Origin of the sequence: Fuerstiella sp. (assembly GCA_022447225.1) — a bacterium.
Classification (GTDB): Bacteria; Planctomycetota; Planctomycetia; order Planctomycetales; family Planctomycetaceae; genus S139-18.
On record JAKVAZ010000008.1, the window covers coordinates 321,410 to 340,278 of the forward strand.

General features: G+C 54.4%; 10 protein-coding genes. 7 read left to right on the plus strand and 3 right to left on the minus strand.

Going from position 1 to position 18,869, the window contains the following annotated elements:
- The first annotated feature begins 153 nt into the window (after nt 1-153).
- The 5 genes from MK110_10555 (at nt 154) to MK110_10575 (ending at nt 7,762) form a co-directional block, all read left to right on the plus strand.
- Entirely contained in the window at nt 154-1,674 is a 1,521-nt protein-coding gene (locus tag MK110_10555) for a mandelate racemase/muconate lactonizing enzyme family protein (protein ID MCH2211734.1), read from the plus strand.
- Complete coding sequence (locus MK110_10560; GenBank protein ID MCH2211735.1) at nt 1,671-2,468, plus strand: SDR family oxidoreductase; 798 nt, start codon at nt 1,671-1,673, stop codon at nt 2,466-2,468. The genes MK110_10555 and MK110_10560 overlap by 4 nt, the downstream gene beginning before the upstream one ends.
- 179 nt (nt 2,469-2,647) lie before the next feature.
- Nucleotides 2,648-4,531 carry an MBL fold metallo-hydrolase gene (locus MK110_10565; protein MCH2211736.1) on the plus strand — a complete coding sequence of 628 codons (1,884 nt, stop codon included), beginning with the start codon at nt 2,648-2,650 and terminating at the stop codon, nt 4,529-4,531.
- 140 nt (nt 4,532-4,671) lie between these two features.
- Entirely contained in the window at nt 4,672-6,465 is a 1,794-nt protein-coding gene (locus MK110_10570) for a hypothetical protein (GenBank protein MCH2211737.1), read from the plus strand.
- A gap of 676 nt (nt 6,466-7,141) precedes the next feature.
- Nucleotides 7,142-7,762, plus strand: coding sequence for a DUF1990 domain-containing protein (locus MK110_10575; GenBank protein MCH2211738.1), 621 nt, complete (start codon nt 7,142-7,144; stop codon nt 7,760-7,762).
- 37 nt (nt 7,763-7,799) lie between these two features.
- On the opposite strand, the gene MK110_10580 is transcribed toward MK110_10575, so the two are convergent.
- On the minus strand, nt 7,800-8,792 hold the full coding sequence (locus tag MK110_10580; GenBank protein MCH2211739.1) for a complex I NDUFA9 subunit family protein: 993 nt from the start codon (nt 8,790-8,792) through the stop codon (nt 7,800-7,802).
- 728 nt (nt 8,793-9,520) lie between these two features.
- Here MK110_10580 and MK110_10585 point away from each other — a divergent pair.
- Nucleotides 9,521-11,236 carry a hypothetical protein gene (locus MK110_10585; protein ID MCH2211740.1) on the plus strand — a complete coding sequence of 572 codons (1,716 nt, stop codon included), beginning with the start codon at nt 9,521-9,523 and terminating at the stop codon, nt 11,234-11,236.
- 91 nt (nt 11,237-11,327) lie between these two features.
- Here the strand turns inward: MK110_10585 and MK110_10590 are convergent, their stop codons facing one another.
- Entirely contained in the window at nt 11,328-16,580 is a 5,253-nt protein-coding gene (locus tag MK110_10590) for a c-type cytochrome (protein MCH2211741.1), read from the minus strand.
- A gap of 610 nt (nt 16,581-17,190) precedes the next feature.
- Between MK110_10590 and MK110_10595 the strand changes: the two genes are divergently transcribed.
- Entirely contained in the window at nt 17,191-17,427 is a 237-nt protein-coding gene (locus tag MK110_10595) for a hypothetical protein (protein ID MCH2211742.1), read from the plus strand.
- A gap of 938 nt (nt 17,428-18,365) precedes the next feature.
- Here MK110_10595 and MK110_10600 read toward each other — a convergent pair.
- Nucleotides 18,366-18,812 (minus strand): hypothetical protein, encoded by a 447-nt coding sequence (locus MK110_10600; GenBank protein MCH2211743.1) that lies wholly within the window; start codon nt 18,810-18,812, stop codon nt 18,366-18,368.
- Nucleotides 18,813-18,869: the final 57 nt, after the last annotated feature.

Sequence of the window (18,869 nt, forward strand, 5' to 3'; positions counted from 1 at the left end):
TTACAGAAACAGGTTCGCAACCTGCCCATCCCTGATGTTTCCCGATAAACTCTTTCGGTTTCCTGTTCTGTGCGTCTTTCCGGACATTCTGAACGAGACCAAATACCTGGCCAATTTGGAAGGAGAATCGAGCTGAACATCAACGTAGATGATGTGCGAGACTTCAATGCGGTGCTCGTCCGCCGGGTTGCCGGGTTCCGCGAAAAACTTTCTGCATGGCTGGCGCCACACCGACTCACGGTGGGCGAGATCAAGGTCCACAAGGTACTGATCCCGACGGTGGGGGTCTACACACCGGGCTGGCAGGCTTTGCCGGCCGTGTCATGGGCATTTGTCGAGATCCGGACAAATGAAGGACCGGTGGGAACCGGAGAATGGTCCATCGATGTGGGTGATGACACACGGTCCTGCCTTGAACGCCTCAAACAAAACCCTCACAAAAACCTGCTTGATCCGGATCTGGAGGAACCACTGTTCATGGTATGGTGGGACCTGGTCGGCCAGGTATTGAAAAAACCCCTGCATGTCCTGTGGGCTGAATTGTTTGAACGCGACTGCACAGTGCCGCGCAAAGTGCCCATGGCTGCGTACACCTGGCAACGTTTTCCCGACGCCAGCGGTCACGGAGAAGTCACCCTTGACAGCTGGCCTGACCACGCAGCAGCCTGGGCCGACAGGGGGTTCCCGTCGATTAAAGTTTCCATGACCGGATACGATCCCGACAGCTACGTGGATCTGATTCATCGCATCCGGGAAAAGGTGGGTCCCGATACGGAGATTCGTATTGATGCCCACGGCACCTGGAATTTTCAGGAAGCGCGCCGCATTCTTCCGCAGCTTGAGGATTGTAAACCGGAATACATCGAACAACCGGTGAACGCACTGCTGCCCCGGCGTTTCTATCCTCAGGGCGAACAGCCTCCCGCTGTCAGCGCCACCGGGGGGAGTTATCAGTCGGAATATTATTTCCGCAGGATGACGGAACTGCGTCATAGTCTGCGGACACCACTGTCCTGCCACTGGTGGACGCCACCCATCGTACATCCGCCCGGTGCATCGGTTATGTCAAATCAGTGGGAACCTCACTGGTACATGCTGGAACGTTACGAAGCCGCCGACGTTTCGGTGCCGGACATCGGTCTGGGACCGTGGGGTCTGTGGCGTCTGGCCGAACTCAGCCGATTCATGGGTATGCACATCACCGTACACAGTAACTTTGAACTCTGCCTGCAACTGGCGTTTCGGGCAGCAATGGTGTCGGCAGTGGTCTACGACACCGAAAGTGCGGGACTCTACCTGGGAACGACACCGCGCCGCTGCCATCCAATCGACAACGAGACCATTACAATCAGTGATGATGTGATCACCGGTGGACCGTTCGACTGGACCGGTGGACACCTGCAGCTGTCGGACTGTCCCGGACACGGACTGACGCTCGATCCCGAACGTCTGAAACGCTATCAGTACAGCGCGGAGGCGGTTTCGGAACACAGAGCCTATTCCGAAAAGATCTACGCAAACTACCTGCTGGACCGTCCGCGCCGCTTCAATCAGGCCGGCTGGCCAAAACATGAAAAACCTGAGCGTTTTGGTCGACACGCTTTCCCTTACGAGGTCGGCGGCATCCTGGGTGTGGACCCGGCGCAGCAGGTGGATACGGAACTCAACAAATGAACCAAGAAAACTCGTCGAAGTCCGTTTTGATCACGGGAGGTGCCGGCGACATCGGCCTCGCCGTTGCCCGTCAAATGGCGGCTCGTGAATTCGACATTGCTGTGCTGGATGTGATTTCCACACAAGTCGCCGAAGAACGGCTTGCTCCGCTGAGAGATCAGGGAGTGAACGTCCTGTACCTGGAAGCGGATGTGCGGGATCGGCAAATGGTGGAAACGGCCCTGACAACGCTTTGGAATACGTTCGAACGACTGGACGTGTGCGTGTGCAATGCGGGTGTGGCCAACGATCAGCCGTTCGCGGATGTTTCCGTTGAGGAATGGCAACGACATATCGACATCAATCTGAATGGATATTTTCACGTCAGTCAGGCCGTCGCTCGTCGGTGGATTGCCGAAAAACATCAGGGGAAATTCATCTTCATGGGTTCCTGGGTTCAGGATGTCCCCTATCAGCTGATCACCCCTTATTGCGTCTCCAAGGCGGGCGTCTGGATGTTGGCACGCTGCATCGCGATCGAACTGGCGCCGCACGGGATCACCACCAATGTCGTCGCCCCCGGGATTCTGGATGCCGGGTTGTCGAAACAGGAGATGGAAGAACACCCCGAATTTCGCGAGAAATTCAGCAGGATCATCCCCCGCGGCCGGATGCAGACCCCCGACGACGTGGCTAACGTCGTCACGTTTCTGACCTCAGCCCAAGCGGACTACCTGACCGGGTCCTCCATCCTGTGCGACGGTGGTTGCCTGGTGGGGGCACCTTCCATGAACATGCACGAAGACGAATCATAGTCGACAGTCGCCCTCAAGTTCAGAACGGCTGCAAAACGGGTGTTTCAGTGCGGGGCCTGAACCGTCCGCGCCGCAGCCTTACAGGTTTGTCGCGGTTTGAATCCACTTCTGTCACACTGGTCTCACATTCGCCGGGTCTGCCCGGCGTTGCCCGCTGCCCGTGCTCTGCGAGGTTCAACATGAAAGTGATCGCTGTCCTGACATCTGCTGTCGTTTGCGTTTTTGGAGTGTCTGCGTCGTCGGCAACCGCAGATGTAACGATCTCTGTAAATCACGGTCCGGTGAACGGAGTCCTGCTGGAAACAGGGGGGCACCGACTGGCCGTGTATGGCTGGACGCTCGGGGCTGCGTCCGGCATCGATCACCTGCTGCTGGCACACGGGCGCCGGGATGTTGTCTGGAAAGCCATGCCACTGATCAAATCGGGCGCGAAGGTGATTGCCCCCAACCGCGAACGCTTCGGACTGGAAAAACCGGAAGATTTCTGGAATGAATTCACAACAGGTCGATTTCACGATTACGGTCAGCAGTCCACCAAAATTCTTCCGGCCAGGATTCCTGTTGATCGATGGGTGAATGACGGTGACACCATCGAATGGCAGGGCCTCGCTTTTCGTGCGATCGAAACGCCTGGGTACACTCGGGGATCCGTTTCCTGGCTGACAGAAGTCGACGACACAAAGATCGCATTTACGGGCGATCTGATTTATGGAGACGGGCAGATCCTGGATCTGTATAGTTTTCAGGATGCGATCCCGGATGCTCAAATTCGGGGCTACCACGGCTATGGATCGCGTCTGGCGGATCTGGTGACCAGTTTACAGCGAATTGCAGCCGAAAAGCCGGACCAGATCATTCCCGCTCGCGGACCCGTCATTCACGACCCTCAGAAAGCCATCGAACTTCTGATTCACAGAGTCCAGGAGTTATATCGCAATTATCTTTCCACCAACGCACTGCACTGGTACTTCAAGGAAGACCGTATGCGGTTGTGTGGTGAGCGTGTGTTGGGAAAAGACGCAGACGTTGAACTGATGCCGTATTCTCACCACGAGCAGACTCCGTCGTGGGTTTTCGAAAATGGGACCAGCCGACTTCTGATTTCTGACAGTGGCAACGCATTTCTGCTGGACTGCGGTTATCAGCGAATCATCGATGAGGTGAAACAGCTGATCACTCAGGGAGTCATTAAAAAAGTGGAAGGTATTTTCGTAACGCACTTTCACGATGACCACGCCGACATGGTCCAGGTCGCCGCAGAAACCCTGCAGTGTCCGGTCTATGCCATGAGCGAATATGCGGACCTGCTGGCGAAACCGGAGGCGTATCATCTTCCGGCGATGACGGCTAATCCAATCAGGGATATCAAAATCCTGCAGGACGGCCATCAGCTCAAATGGCACGAGTTCCAGTTCACCTTCCATTTCTACCCCGGCCAGACATGGTACCACGGTGCTCTGTTTGCCAGAAAAGCTGAACAGAAACCGATTTTTTTTATTGGAGATTCTTTCGCGCCTTCCGGGCTGGACGACTATTGCGTACTCAATCGCAACCTGGTGCATGAAGATTCGGGATATCTGCTATGTCTGAAGAAACTGCGCGCCATTGACGAACCGTTCTGGCTCGTCAACGAACATATTCCGTTCGTATTTTCATTCACGGATGATGAGCTGGACTTCCTGGAAACTCGATATCGCGAGCGGATCGCGATCCTGCGGGAATTGTTTCCCTGGGATGATCCGAATTACGGAATCGACGAGCAGTGGGCCGTGCTTTACCCACACGGTGTCACAATTGCTGCGGGAGAGACACTGAACCTTGAAATGCGGATCACGAATCATTCTCCGGTTGAGCGGACATTTACCGTAACTCCCCACGTGCCCGAGGACTGGAAACTGACTCAACCCCAGGTCACGCTGCATCTGGGTCCACGACTGTCGGGAACGGTTAGTATTCCGGTGACGGCATCATCGGCAAGCGGACAGTTTTTGGTCACTGCTGACGTTGCCGGCGACGGGATGGAGTTTGTTGAGTGGGCAGAGGCTGTGATCATGGTGAAGTGATGAATCTGCGAGATCACAGGCAACCGCCGTTGTCCGCAACACGGGAGTTCCGGCACCAGCGAATAGTCACGATTCTAAGCTGCGTTGTGTTGACCGTTCTTATCTCAGGCTGTCCGTCATCCGCCTTCGCAGTCCATCCGGTGTCAGTTACTCGAACACTGGTTTACGTGGCTCGTGACCGGGTTGATGTGACGATCGAAATATTTCTGGAAGACCTGTATCTGTTTCATAATCTGCAGCCCGACGAAACCGATTATCTGAACGCTGCAACTATTCGACGAGGAATAGAACAGCATCGCGAATTTGTGAGCACACGATTCCTGATTCAGGACGCAGAAGGATTGATACGCTCGCCGGAAACACCTCCCAAAGTCACGGCCGACATTCCGGACAAGGGGGTCTCATTGGCGGAACTGATGGCCCACAAACTCATATTTGAAATGCAGTACCGCTTCGATGCGCCTCCGGAATTCCTGACGTTTGAGCAAAGATTCACCGATGCAGACGGCGTGTTGCCTTCTGAAATGCAGTTGCAGGTCCGGCCCGAACATGCAGACCGGACAATCAGCAAAGCCCTGGTCCCCCACGCACCCGAAACAATTCGCTTCAACTGGACCAGTCCACCTCTGTCAAAGGATGCATCTGACCAGGAACGTCGGCAGTGGTCAAAACAGCAACAGCAGGCGACACTGGGAATTACCAGTTACAGTTCGGTGTATTCGTTTCTGTACATCGAAGACCATGAGGTCCGTCATGAGATCCTGATTCCGCTGCTGACACTGGAAAAAATCCTGCCGCTGAAACGCGAACAAACGGACTTCCTGACCGTCTCCGAACAGGATGCACTTCGACCGCTGATTGAAAAGTTCTTCGCGTCCGGTAATCCCGTGGAAATCAACGAAGAGCATCGAACACCGGTCGTCGACCGCTGCGATTTCTATGGTGTCAGCTTCCGCGATTTCGCTCAATTGACGAAGCGAAAACCGGTGGCAATGTCCAGCGCCCGTGTGGGAATCATCTTAACCTATCCACTCGACACCGCTCCCCGGAAACTCAGGCTGACATGGGATCGTTTTCACAAATCGCTGTGGGCCGTCAACATGGTCGTGTTTTCGAGGGACAGCTCTTTTCGCAGGACGTTGTCCCGAATCGGATCCAACAATGTCTTCAAGTGGAGTTCACCAAACGATTCTCCCCTGACACAGAAACGAGCTCCGGCAGCGGTCGTGGCAGAACTTTCCGAACTCCCCACGATTCGTTTGCCTGTCTTATCGCTGGTTCTGCTGGCGACTGTTCTGGCCTCAGTAATGCAAATATTTCGTCGTAAACTCAGTCGCACTGCAATCGGCACAACCATCGGTCTGATGTGTGTCGCGGCAGTGACATACAGCTTTGACGCCGGCTCTTTAAAAATGCGCTGGGGATCCCCCCAGGAAATTTCAGATAATGAGGCACGACACGTAATTACGCAGCTCCTGTCCGGTGTCTACGATGCCTTTCACTTTCGAGATGAAGACGAAGTCTACGAGGCTTTGGCCGTCAGCACGTCCGGTGATTTACTTCAGGATCTGTATCTGCAGATTCAGCAGAGTCTGCGGATGGCAGAACAGGGTGGCGCGGTTGCACGAGTCAAACAGATCGACATCATCGACACGCACAGACAAACGATGACACCAAATCCTGACTCACCGTCATCAGACTATGCTTTCAGGTGCCTTTGTCGCTGGAACGTATCCGGAACGGTTCAGCACTGGGGACACATCCATGAACGCATCAACCAGTTCCATGCCGATTTTCTGGCAGAACCTGTTCCCGTACTGCGAAAGGATGCAACTTCAGAAACACACCACTGGAAGTTCACCAGCATCGACGTTCTCAACAGTCAACGTGTGCACTTTGAAACACGTCTGCGAAACCTGACCTCGTCGCAGTGACTCCACGGTACTGAAGTCCACCTCCAGTTGATTACCCCCCTCTTCTCTGATGTCAAAATCGCAACGGTGCCTGTGGAAGTACCGGCGATCAATTGAGAATCAGACTTCGTGGCAGCTTGATGAGGGGGTGTCAGGGAGGCAATATGTTTCCTGGGGGCACTGCCCGGGCAGACTGGTCAGGGCAAAGATCCATCCCATTTTTGCAGGGAGTCCGGTTTCGCGGCGGACACGCGTTTTTTGCGGTATCCCTGGTGGATGTATTTACCGGCCGCAGAGTGTGCTGCAGGACGTAACCGACGATTTCCTGTCTGTTACTCGGTGACGCCGCCTGAGCCTTATACCCAAGGATGTGCGTGCGCAACCGATCGTCTGCGCACGGCAACGATCAACAACAGAAAGTCCCCGGAAATTTTGTTATGATCCGATACAGGCAGCGGTTACCTCGTCTGTGGCACACATGCTGTTCAATCGAATCGACCGAACTTAAAAAACCCACAGGTTTTCGCCTTAATCCGGAACACGTTTTGACATTGATCGTGATGACGGTTCGCAAACCGCAACCTGACAAAAAAAACACCGCCCTCCGATGCTTCTTCGGCGGATCCGTTGGGTTGATTATCTGAACACGGTCTTGGCAAATGACGCGGTTAAGGCCGGCCTGCACGATTGAAAACTGATGTATTTCTTCAGCAAACCGGACAGAGAACGGATCAGCAGCTTTCTCAAGTCACAATCCCGACTCAACTTCACCTATCGCGCTGTTGGTTCAACCCGAAATGGAGACCATCCGTCGGGATTCATTACGGACCACAACCGTATTCATTTGGGAACCGGTCGAGCCACTTTCGAAGCAGCCAAACGAGCCTTGCAGGAATGGCATCATTATCGGTTTGACTGGATTGAGCTGTATCGGCCCGATACGGCTCCTGAACCTCAGCAGTCGGTGGGAATCCTGGCCCGTGCTTCGGGGCTCTGGGTTTTGAATGCATGCCGAATCGTCTACGTGATTGAAGAAGAAGACGAACGACTCTGCAGATTCGCATTTGGTTATGGCACGCTGCCGAAACACGCCGCATCCGGTGAAGAACGGTTTCAGGTGGAACTGAACCGTGAAGATGAATCAGTCTGGTACGACATCTTCGCCTTCTCGCGGCCTAACCAGCTTTTGTCAAAATTGGCGTACCCGTATGTACGTCGAAAGCAGAAGCAGTTCGCCCGTGATTCCAAACAGTCGATGAAGACGGCCGTTGCCCTTCAGGTTTCAGAATCCCGTCAAAGTACTGCCAAAATTTCTTAAACGTAAACGGTTCGGGTTTCGTTAAACCCGTCATCTTTTACTTCTGATGCGTACCGGCTTCGGCAATCGTTTCCCGACCGCCTGTATGCGGAGAATATCCGGAACCACGAATGAATCGTAAAGTCAGTCCGAACAGCGATGGAATCGATCCCTGAACTTCGGCAACGGTCGCTGCCTCAAACATCTGAGTTTCCACACCAAGCTGGCTTTTCACCGCTTCCGGATTTCCAGCCAGGCCGTCAATCAGCATCTGCAGTTGAGCCGGCGTGGACAACGGGTTCCGGAACAACACGTTCATCCCCCACACAGACACTCGCTGAAACCAGACCGGGGTCGGAAGGATCCACACATTCAAACCTGTTCCTCCGGCAACGGTGCGCACGACATCTCTCAACATCATGGGTTGAGGACCAACGACATCGTAGGATTTTCGGATGGAAACATCACGTTCCAGTGCTGCCGCCACCACCCTCGCCACTTCCTCCCCTGAGACAGGCTGAAGAACCGAATCTCCTCTGCCAACCACGGGAAACAACGGAGTCAAGCGAATCATTTTGACCAGATGAGTGATCATATCATCGCCGCGTCCGTAGATGACACCGGGTCTGAGGATCGTGAAATCCAGACCGCTGCCACGCAACAACTCCTCGGCCCGCCACTTGGTGTCATGATAGGCATGACGATCATCCGGACGGGCAGCCACCACGCTGATATGAACAAAACGCCGCAGGCCCAGCTGTCGAGCTGCCTCGATCAGATATTTTACACCATCGACGTGAACCTGCTCAAAAGTTTGAGTACCCGACGAACGTTTAATCCCCATCAGGTTCACAATCACATCACAGTTCCGCAATCGTTCCAGCGGGAGCTTGCCGGACGCAACGTCACACGCGATGTACTCAACATCATCGGTGTCCGGAACTTCCGGAGTCCTGCGAGACAACACGATGACGTGATGTCCCCGGGCAATCAGCTCCGAAACAACATACCGCCCCAGGAACCCGCTGCCTCCGGTGACGATCACGTTCATTTTTCCCGTTCCTCTTAAAAAGAAAACGACCTGCTGTGTCAGATTCTTCACCGCAAAACGAAAATGCAGTTAACTCATAACGAAACCTCAAACGCAAAAGAAACGTCCGATACAGAACACTCCGTCACTTATGCCCGATGCGTCCCCGAATTTCCCGACCTTTTCAGACTGCGGAATCGATAGGATTACCTCCCATACCGAAAGATCATTCGTTCGATCTCCTTGCCATTCATCGCCTGCCGGAGTCTTCGCTCTTACCGACCGCTCAAACAGAGCGGCGGTTTTCCGGTTGTACCGAACGTCATCACCCACGGTTCCGCTTCGCACCGCCCGGTTCACCGCAGCCCCAGGCCTGAACGACACGTGACTCATGTTCTCCTGTCCGTCATTGGTTTTACAGTGGTAACTCAGACAACGTACGCAGTGCACAAAGACCGACAGCTTCCCCGGCATCCCATTGAATTATGTTTCCGACTGTGGTTCCATTTGTTTCTCAAAAATCTGGCTGTTTGCATACCGTGTTTGAACCAGTCCGTGAATGATCCAGGATGAGGACACACAGCATGACGCCTCTTTCAGGCTTATTTTCCATGTTGAGATAGCTTGATCATTACAGTGAGAACAATTCAATGCGTCCATTCTTCTGTATACCGGCGTTGGTCATCCCAGGCCTCATCCTGACGGCCACTCCCGGTCTGAGTGGTCCCCGTGTGACAATTCATCAGTCAATGTCACCTCCCGAATGGGCACTTCTGGAGCGTGAGTTGCTGCGGGCCAATACTCAGGCATGTCAGAAATTTTTCGACCGATATTTCGACGAACGTGGATTCCTGCTTTGCGTTGAACGCTGGGGGGGCGATGACGGACCTGACGACGCGATTGAAAATATGATTTACTGGCCCGTTCTGCACGCTCTGGGTGCGTCTGATTCCATTCTGCAGATGTACAAAAAAGCCTGGGAAGGACACCTCCGACAGTACACGGCAGCCAAAACGGTTGAAGTTCCGTTTGCGCGTGACGGAATGTATTACAAAGAATTCCCTGTCATGTTCGACTGGCTGCACCACGCAGAAGGATTGAGTGTCTTTTGCCTGCAGGGGCTTTCCGACCCATACGATCACCGCTTTCAAAAGCGAACACGACGTTTCGCCGGGTTTTATATGGACGAAGATCCGCAGGCCCGGAATTATGATCCGAAACACAAACTCATTCGCAGTCTGATCAACGGTAGTCGCGGTCCGATGCTGCGCAAAGCCACAGCACTGGACTGGGCCGGTGATCCGATTGAAGTTGAAAACCGGTTTGTTCTCGGTCACGGTGAACAAAGCTATGAAGAAGTCCTCGCACACTTCAGAGATTACAACGATGTGGCCGGTGATCATCCCTCAAACCTGCTGTCCACCGCGCTTGCCCTCAATGCCTACATGATTGGTCACCAGCCCAAATACAAAGAGTGGGTTCTGGAGTACGTGGAGGCCTGGCGGAATCGAATGATTGAAAACGGTAACGTGATTCCCAGTAACATCGGTCTGGACGGAAAAATCGGAGGAGCCGCCGGTGGGAAATGGTACGGTGGAGTCTACGGCTGGGGATTCACGGTGGAAGGTGTGGGAGAATCGTCCGGTCCCTCTCATCGCCAGACGTTTGATCGTGGATTTCAAGGGTTCCTGAACGCAGTTCTGTTGACCGGCGATCTCAGTCTGCTCGACCCCTGGCGGAAACAAATGGACACCGTTAATGGTAACAAACGCATTGAGAACGGCAGGACGCTGTATCCCCACAAATACGGCGATGAGGGCTGGTACAACTTTCAGCCGCAGCCTTACCGTGCCGGAGCCACGGGAATCTATTACGCCAGCATGCAGGAGGAGGATTTTCGACGAATCCCTGCGAATCCATGGTTCGATTATCTGAATGGCAGGAATCCTCAGTATCCCAAACACGCACTCAGAGACGACTTCGAACACATTCGGGCGAGAGTAGCCGGGATGCGCTCCGACACGACAACTCCCGACACGCGACTTTCTGACGATCCTTTAAAATACACTCCGACCGCCGTTCGATCGCTGACCGAACTGATGCTGGGTGGTATGTATCCTGCCCGCACGGGAATGGTGTTACATTGCCGGCTGCGCTACTTCGATCCGGATCGACGGAGGGCCGGTGTTCCGGAGCACGTTGCTGCACTGGTTGAAAAAATGACGAGCGATGAAGTCGTGGTGACTCTGGTGAATACCAGTCCGCTTGATTCCTGCAAAATCGTGGTGCAGGCCGGTGGCTATGCGGAGCACCAATTCATGTCTGTGGAAATCGGCGGACGGAAACAAAGCATCGACGACTCATACTTTTCAGTCGATCTGGCTCCCGGTGCAGGCGACCGAATGACAATGAAGATGCAGCGTTACGTCAACCAGCCCACCCTGCGGTTTCCGTGGGATCGCTGACAGCCATTCGACAGTCCCGATTGTCAGGTCGAAATGTTCAGAGTAACAGCGAGACCCTCAGCCTCTGGACATTACTCCCCACATCAAACGTTCAAAGACTTGTCACCGGCACCAGTTGCAACGACTTCAAGTCGATCATCACACCCTTAATCCCGTCCCGCGGGCGTACGGCCAGCCGCTGAGCTCCCTCAGAAAGGTCCAGAGTTCCAAATTTTTCCCGCTGATAGGTGTCCCCACTGCCGGTCGCGGCAACTTCGTGTGTCAGGCTGCTGCTGCTGCATTCGATCACCATGGAATTTCCCGCGTTCACTCGGTCACATGCCCATGTGGCCCACACTTCGTAACGTCCGCCACGAGCGACGTAAATCGGCCAGACAGCTCGATCGTTCATGGTTTGCCAGTGTCCGAGACTGTCGTGCGTCCTGTCCACTGTCAGCGTGTCCCCATAAACTTCACATTCGGTTGCCAGCAGCAAAAATGAATTGTCCTGTCCGGGACGGACACGCCGTACAAACCAGCCGCGCTGATTGGGCTCAACTTTTCGTGCAGCGGCCTGCCGCACATACGCGATCACGTCAGCCAGATCCTGCGTGTTGAGATCCTTCTCAAGTCCTTCGGGCATCGTTGATTTCGCTGTACTCCTGAGCAGCTCCAGTTCATTTCGCAGCAGCGAAACGCGTTCACCTTTGGGTGCCAGCAGTGTGATGCCGGCCCCGGTTTCCTCCGCAAGGATGCCGCTGTGAGTTTTTCCGGCATCGGTGACCGCAACGTAATTGATATACTTTGATTCAACATTACGGTTGGGATCCAGCACCGCGATCAACAGAGACTCAGACGACTTATCTTTTAACGACGCCAGATCAGGACCAACCTGGTGGCCAAAACCGTCAAGCTTGTGACAGGTCGAGCAGACTTTGCGGTAAACTTGTTTCCCGCGTTCCGCGTCTGGCGGCAGGGTAAGTGCGGACCGGAAGTCTGCCACAACCTGGTGACGACCTGCATCAACCACAGTGGAAAACATGTGAGTCGCACGCTGTCGAATGGATTCCTCAGGATGATTGATCAACTGCCCGCGCCGAGTCGCATTGATTTCGCCAACGGCAAATTGTTCCTGTTCCATCGCATCCAGAATCGCTGCTGACCAGAGCGTACGGCTGAACAGCACGTCGAGAACCTGTGAACGCAACTCGGGCCCCATTGATTTCCATTCGGATAACAGCAGCGCCGGGATCTGCTCGTCTTGCAGTTCGCCCAAACGCTGCACGGCCGCCAACTGGATTTCTCCCGTATGACGAGGCTCAAGCAAACCCGCAAGAATCTGTAGATCCGACTGATGTCGCTGTTCTTCACGGGCCATCAGTCGGATGGCGGCAACGCGTTCGGTCTCATCGGCATTCTCGTCGACAGCAATTTGCGACGCTGTTCCGAACAGACCGGACAGACGCGAGAACGCCTCCTGACGCAAAACATCGATTTCCGGAATTAAAGATTCCGTCTGACTTTGGCCGCGATGGTGAAGTGCCTCCAAAATCTCCGCCACGGCGTGCATTCTCCAGCTGTCGTCTTTTCCGGACGGCGACTCCGCAATTCTGTCAAAGATCCTGTTCAAAACCTTGTGATTGCCCAGCAACGATCCCTGACGCAACAAACGAACGACCAGTTCCTGATGTGACACGGAAGCTGTCGGAGAAGCCAGTACAGCATTAAGCACCTCACCGATGTTTTCAGAGTTCAGGGAACTAATGATAGCGGTGGACAGGTATTGATCGTCAGCGCAGGTCTGTGCCAGCCTGCCCAGAGCCGCCCCCGCCTGGCTGTCGTTCGGCTGGCCCAGCGAATAGGCAAGCTGTAACCGTACATGGGGATCCGTATCGGCCGTTCGTGCCCGCATGGCAACAGCGAGTTCGTCCGACTGATCCGCAAATTCTTCGCCAAGACGCACCGCATGCCGCCGCACGCCAGGATGGGAATCGGCAAGAGCCACCAGGACTGTGCCGGCTTTCAGTGCCTTCAGGCCGTCCAGCGTACATAAAGCGTGGAGTCTCGCCTCAGGATGCTTTCCGGACACAACCATGGTTTCCAGCAGCGCAACAGCCGCGGCGTCCTCCCGATGAATCAGCAGTCGTTGAACGGTGTCGCGCTGCCAGCCACCGGGACTTTCCAGCATCTGCACCAGCTCGGCCGTGTTCATTCTGTCGAAGCGAGGCACACGGCGCAAAGTTTTTTCGGCAGGATAGACACGATAGATGCGCCCTCGATCCTCCCCGGCGCGGACCGCCAGATCTTTCTGTAACTCCCTGGGAATATACTGCGTATGTTCTATCACCTCACGGTACATGTCAGCGATATACAGGGCCCCGTCGGGCCCCACTTTAATCGTGGTCGGGCGAAACCAGTTGTCCCGCGAGGCGAGGAATTCAGATTGCTGTTCATCATCAGCACGGCGACTGTTAAACACGACGCCTTCGGCGGACATCACCTCTCGATGTATTAGGTTGTGCACCGGTTCGCTGACGAATGAGTTGCCGACAAACGCTTCACCAAAAAGCTGATCACGGTACACAATCGAGCTGCAGGCAGATGTAAAATGGTCTGCTCCGTCCAGAAAGTTAAACCGTGGCAGCGTACGACTCACGGGATAACAGGGAGACGCTCCCGGCTTGACCGATACCTGCCGACGACCTTCCGGCGGAATGACATACGGGTTGCGGCGGAGATATCGGTCTGAAAACATGTACTGCCACATCGGATGGCTGTTGTTGCTGCCAAACCAATTGCCCCAGTCGTCCCGGCTGCGTCCGAATTGCGTGCTGCCCATTTCTTTTTCGATCTCACCCACGTCGGGAAGAATACGAATGTCGTGTCTCAGCAGATTGATCGACTTCCCGGTCCTGACCGATTTCACCCGTCCACCACTGTCGCCATTGGCACAGTAGACCCAGTTGTCCAGTCCCCAGGTGAATCCGTTGAGCCGATGCTGCTGGTTTCCCTGTCCAAACCCGGTGAACAGGATTTCGCGGTGATCCGCTCGTCCGTCACCGGTGGTGTCTTCGGCATAGAAGATGTCCGGAGCAGCGGTCACCAGTACACCGTTTCGCCACGGCATCACTCCGCTGGGAAAACCGATCCGGTCCAGGAAGACGGTTGACTTGTCGTAAGTTCCATCAGCATCACGGTCTTCTAAAACACGCACGCGTCCCCCCGGCTTTCCCTGGCCGTCAAGGCCCAGAGGATAGTCGGCCATCTCCACAACCCACAAACGTCCGTCGGGACCCCAGTCAAAGGCGACCGGGTCCAGCACCATTGGTTCGGCGGCCACCAGTTCAACTTTGAAACCAGGCCGCGGCACCATGGATTTGAGCGATGCCTGAGGTGTTCGGGGACCGGGGGCAACGTCCTGAAGGAGGTCATCGAAGGAACGCCGATCGACCAGATTATCCAAGGTGGCAGTATCTTCGTTCTGCCACCACAGATGACGGGAATGGACCCAAAAGCCGTTGTTGGTTCCGTCCCCGCGGACGATCATTGGTAACTCTTTCAAAGAATCCCTGTCGCCGCGTGTGCCGGAAAGAATTTGCCGGCTCCAGCCGGTCTGCATCGAATCAAACAGATGAATCGAATAGCGCTGAGCATTGGAAAACACGATGTCGTCAAATCCGTCCTCGTTGATGTCGACAAAGCGGAGACCGGCGTCGGTTCCAAACCCGCGAAACTTCCACAATCCGTCTTTGGTATACGGTGTGCCCAAAGTCGTACCTTCGGGCAGCTTAAACGGAAGTTGCTTCCAGCGACTGTCGGCCATCGACCACTGCAGAATGACATTTGTGTCATGATCCCTGGCAGAAACAATGACTTCATTGATTCCGTCCCCATCCAGGTCACGGAAGCTTGTTTTGATTCCTGTCGGAGTCTCTGCAGTAAGCTCAGCAACAGCATCAACGTCCGGCAGTGAGGAAAGACGAGGTTCCGCAACCCACTTGGTGCCGTTGAAACACCATGCTCCACCGGCAGCGGTTGATTTCCCCGCTGACAGGTCACCCGTATCAACAGACACCGGTGTTTGCCAAACAGTCGGCCGCGCGGTGTTGCGCAGGACGGAAAAATGCACTTCAAAAAATCGACTGTGCTTCGATTCCTGTTGTACAAGCAGGGCAGGAAAACCGGATGAAGACCAACTCTGTTTTTCCGGTGACCAAATGCGGGTCTTCTTTGAACGACGATTGCCGACGACAACATCCAGGAACCCGTCATGGTTAACATCCAGCAGTCGTACGCCGTTGTCACGTCCTGTTTCGTCGCGAAGAGGCTGTCCATCCAGCAGGTTGTCATTCAGCCGGTTCAGTGCCTCGCCGAACGTAAGAAACTTCACCTTCCTGCCGTGTTTTTCCACGGTATGATCAATCAGTTCGATGATCTGGTCGTTACGAATCCAGCCGTGTGGATGGAAGACCAGATTCAGTACTCCCTGTTTGATCACCGTAATATCGATAGCTGCCTTCAGATCGCGGACCGTTTTCGGTGAGCATTTTTCCTTGTGGTAATGCTGAGCGGACCAGTCGCTGGGCGTCACACAGGGAAACTCCCAGCAAAGGCGGTTGATCACGTACGGATACGGATAATTCTCGATTGAGTTGACGAACGATCGGTCATAGGGAACGTACTTCCCAAATTTCTCTTTGCCGTCGGCATCAAAAATCAGTTCGCGGGGAATTTGGGGATCATGCGACGTGAAGATGTTAAACACCGACGAATCGATGTGTAAAAAGCGACCTTTTTCACTGGTGTCGTTGAAAATCTCCGAGAAAAACCGCGGACTCACCGTGTTCAGAGAATCACAGCAGGGCATACGGTAGGCAACCGGGTTGTTGTTGGGGATGGCCCCCAGCATGTCGATGCAGCGGTCATAGGTTGATTTGGCTTTGGCAAAATCACTTTTCTGCAGCAGCGGGCAGGGATGGTCGATCGTGTGCACATCGATGGTCAGCCCTTCGTCCAGCCAGGGCGGCAGCAGGTCGTCGTCGGGGACAACGCGGTTGGTCATAATGCTGACCGGCGCCCGGCCGTCGATCTGCTTGAGCCGCTGCAGAATGGGTCGCAGGTAATTCTCGTACGTGGCCGACATCGCCTTGCCCGAATCACGCATGTCGTCGATGGCCAGGACAACCACGGCTTCCACAGCGTCATCACCCACCCATTGCGGCGTAATCAGCTTTGGAAATTCGTGTGAGACATAGTACGGACTGTCACTGCCAAGATACGTCAGCCGATTTCCGTCGCCCGCCACGGCCGGAACCGTCATATGCAGCAGACAGGTGACCAGAATTCCGCAGCGTGCAAACCACATCTGTCCAACTCCAGGATTCATAATGAACGATTACTGAAACCTTCAGATTACCCGAAACCTCGGCCTGATGCTCGCTCGAAACACACCTGCAGTCGCCACTCGTCCAGGGAAATTGTGTTGACCAGTGCTGTTCGCTCTCACAACGATTCCGGACTTTCGATCAGGAGTTGTCGGCGGGGCGGGAAGGCAGGTCACGTCCGCAGCATTCGTGTTCGGTGACTCGAATCAACGCGGTGCGAACGTCGCTGAGATCAGGCGTCCCGGTTGGCAGAACGCGATCCGGACAGCAATCAATGGCGTTTACTTCGTGAAGCCAATGTCAATCCTGCCTACCCTGAGACTTGACTGTCTGCAGCAACGTGATGCCGGTGTCATGATACCGCTGTATCGTTTGAGTCTGAATTTGTCCTGTATGTGTATGTGTGTAAACAGCAGCAACCAGAACAAGTGCGACAAAACTACGTCATTCGCAGGGAAATCCTCCGGGCGCCAGAAAAAGCATCCGACAGCTCGACGACAGTAAACTCCAAGTTAGCTATAAAGTCGGTGGCCGAATGGAAACAGGATTAAACGATGCGTCAGTTCGCACACACCTAAAAACACGTTGGATATGAAGAAACCAGGTCCGGTACTCATGGCAGCCACCCGTTGTCTCAGTGGCTGCGTGTTTGGTGCACTGTGCGGATGGGGATTCGCGTTTGAGTTTCTGAAATCCCCCAGGGACGAACTGCTTGCCGTCTTGATCCTCGCAGGGGGATTCGGGCTGATCGCCCTGGTATCTACGGAATCCTCATGGCGTAACCTTAAAGAATGGCTGGAAGACCTCCTCTGTTGGCGCCCCTGGTAGAATGTTGAAAAAACGACAGAACAATCTGCTTCACGGTAGCCCAAAGCCGAATGTTATGTTTACCACTCCAACGTGATCTCACTGTCACCATCATGCAACTCGACAGGCCGGATATTGAACCTAACCGCCTGGAGTGGATCAGATTTTTTGAAGCGCCGTGCGATTGCCGGCATGCGAGGCGGGAGTGAGTTCGGAACAACGGCTGGTAGGGTTTTAGAGGCCGGCCTGATTGCAGACGCTGTGCGGATCATGCGTGCGTTGACTGTCGCAGGCGCTCTGACACCGTTGCCGGTCCATCGTCTGCCGGGACGAATTCCTGACACACATCGCCAAAGAATTTGCGGTGTTTTGGCGGGGTCATGCATTCTGAGTGAAACACACATCGCGTGTGTCTGTTTCCACGGTTCACTCAGGGATGTACTCAGATGACACCATGGCAAAAACGCGTTACCGCACTGACTCGTCGTATGGCCGACGATATAAAACGGCATAACTACTTACAGAAGACGATTGACAGCGACACGTATCACGTGGGCCGATTCGCTCAGTTTCCGGGCATGTCACCCGAACAGGAGCAAGGTTGCACCGGAGTTGTTTGAACGAAAGCACACCCTGTTCTGATGTGCTTCAAACGAGTACCGACATTCATGTAAAATCCATCCGCACTTTGCACCCACTGTTCAATATATTTTTTACACATCGCTCGTCGCCTACAAGACACAAGAAACTTCGGGATTCACTGGTGACCTCACAAGACCGACGATAAGATGTTAGGCATGGTCCGACTTCCCAAATCACCTCGACCAGGACTGACACTTCGCAGCGTGTGCAGCGTGCTTACACTCCTTGTGTATACCACGGTGGCAACTGGTGTGCCGATGGGAGGTCACCGGAACAGTCAGAACACTGCGTGCAGGTGCAGTCAGGACGTCCGAAAATCAACAGCGTGCTGCTGCAGAACGGTTTCCGTCGTACCCGACAGCAACGACACGGATCGGGTCGTCCGCACCGGCCGATCCAGTTTTAAGCAAAACGCGGCGAGGTCTCATACCAGCAAGCAGCGAGCGGTAAAAAACACGTGTTGTTCGTCGAAGATTGCAAAATCCCGGCCCGCGAACAACAGATCGTGTTGTCAGTCCGGCGGCCGGCGGGATGATACGTCGGCGGGCAGGCAGGTCATAGATTCTGACGGCGACTGTCGCCAACCACATGCAGGCCAGTTCGGCGTTCCCGCCGTTGTTAATGCGTGCAACTGCGGAAATGACGCTGCAGTTGGATTTTACTGCAATACCGATCCACGACTGCCGGTAGAATCTGTGAACATTCTTCCCGGCGTGAATTGGCAGACCAAATTTAAAATCACCTGCCAAATCCTTCCCCATCATATCACTACTCCTGAAACTCCTCCTCCGGAAGTGTCAGTCGCCTGATTCGACTGAATG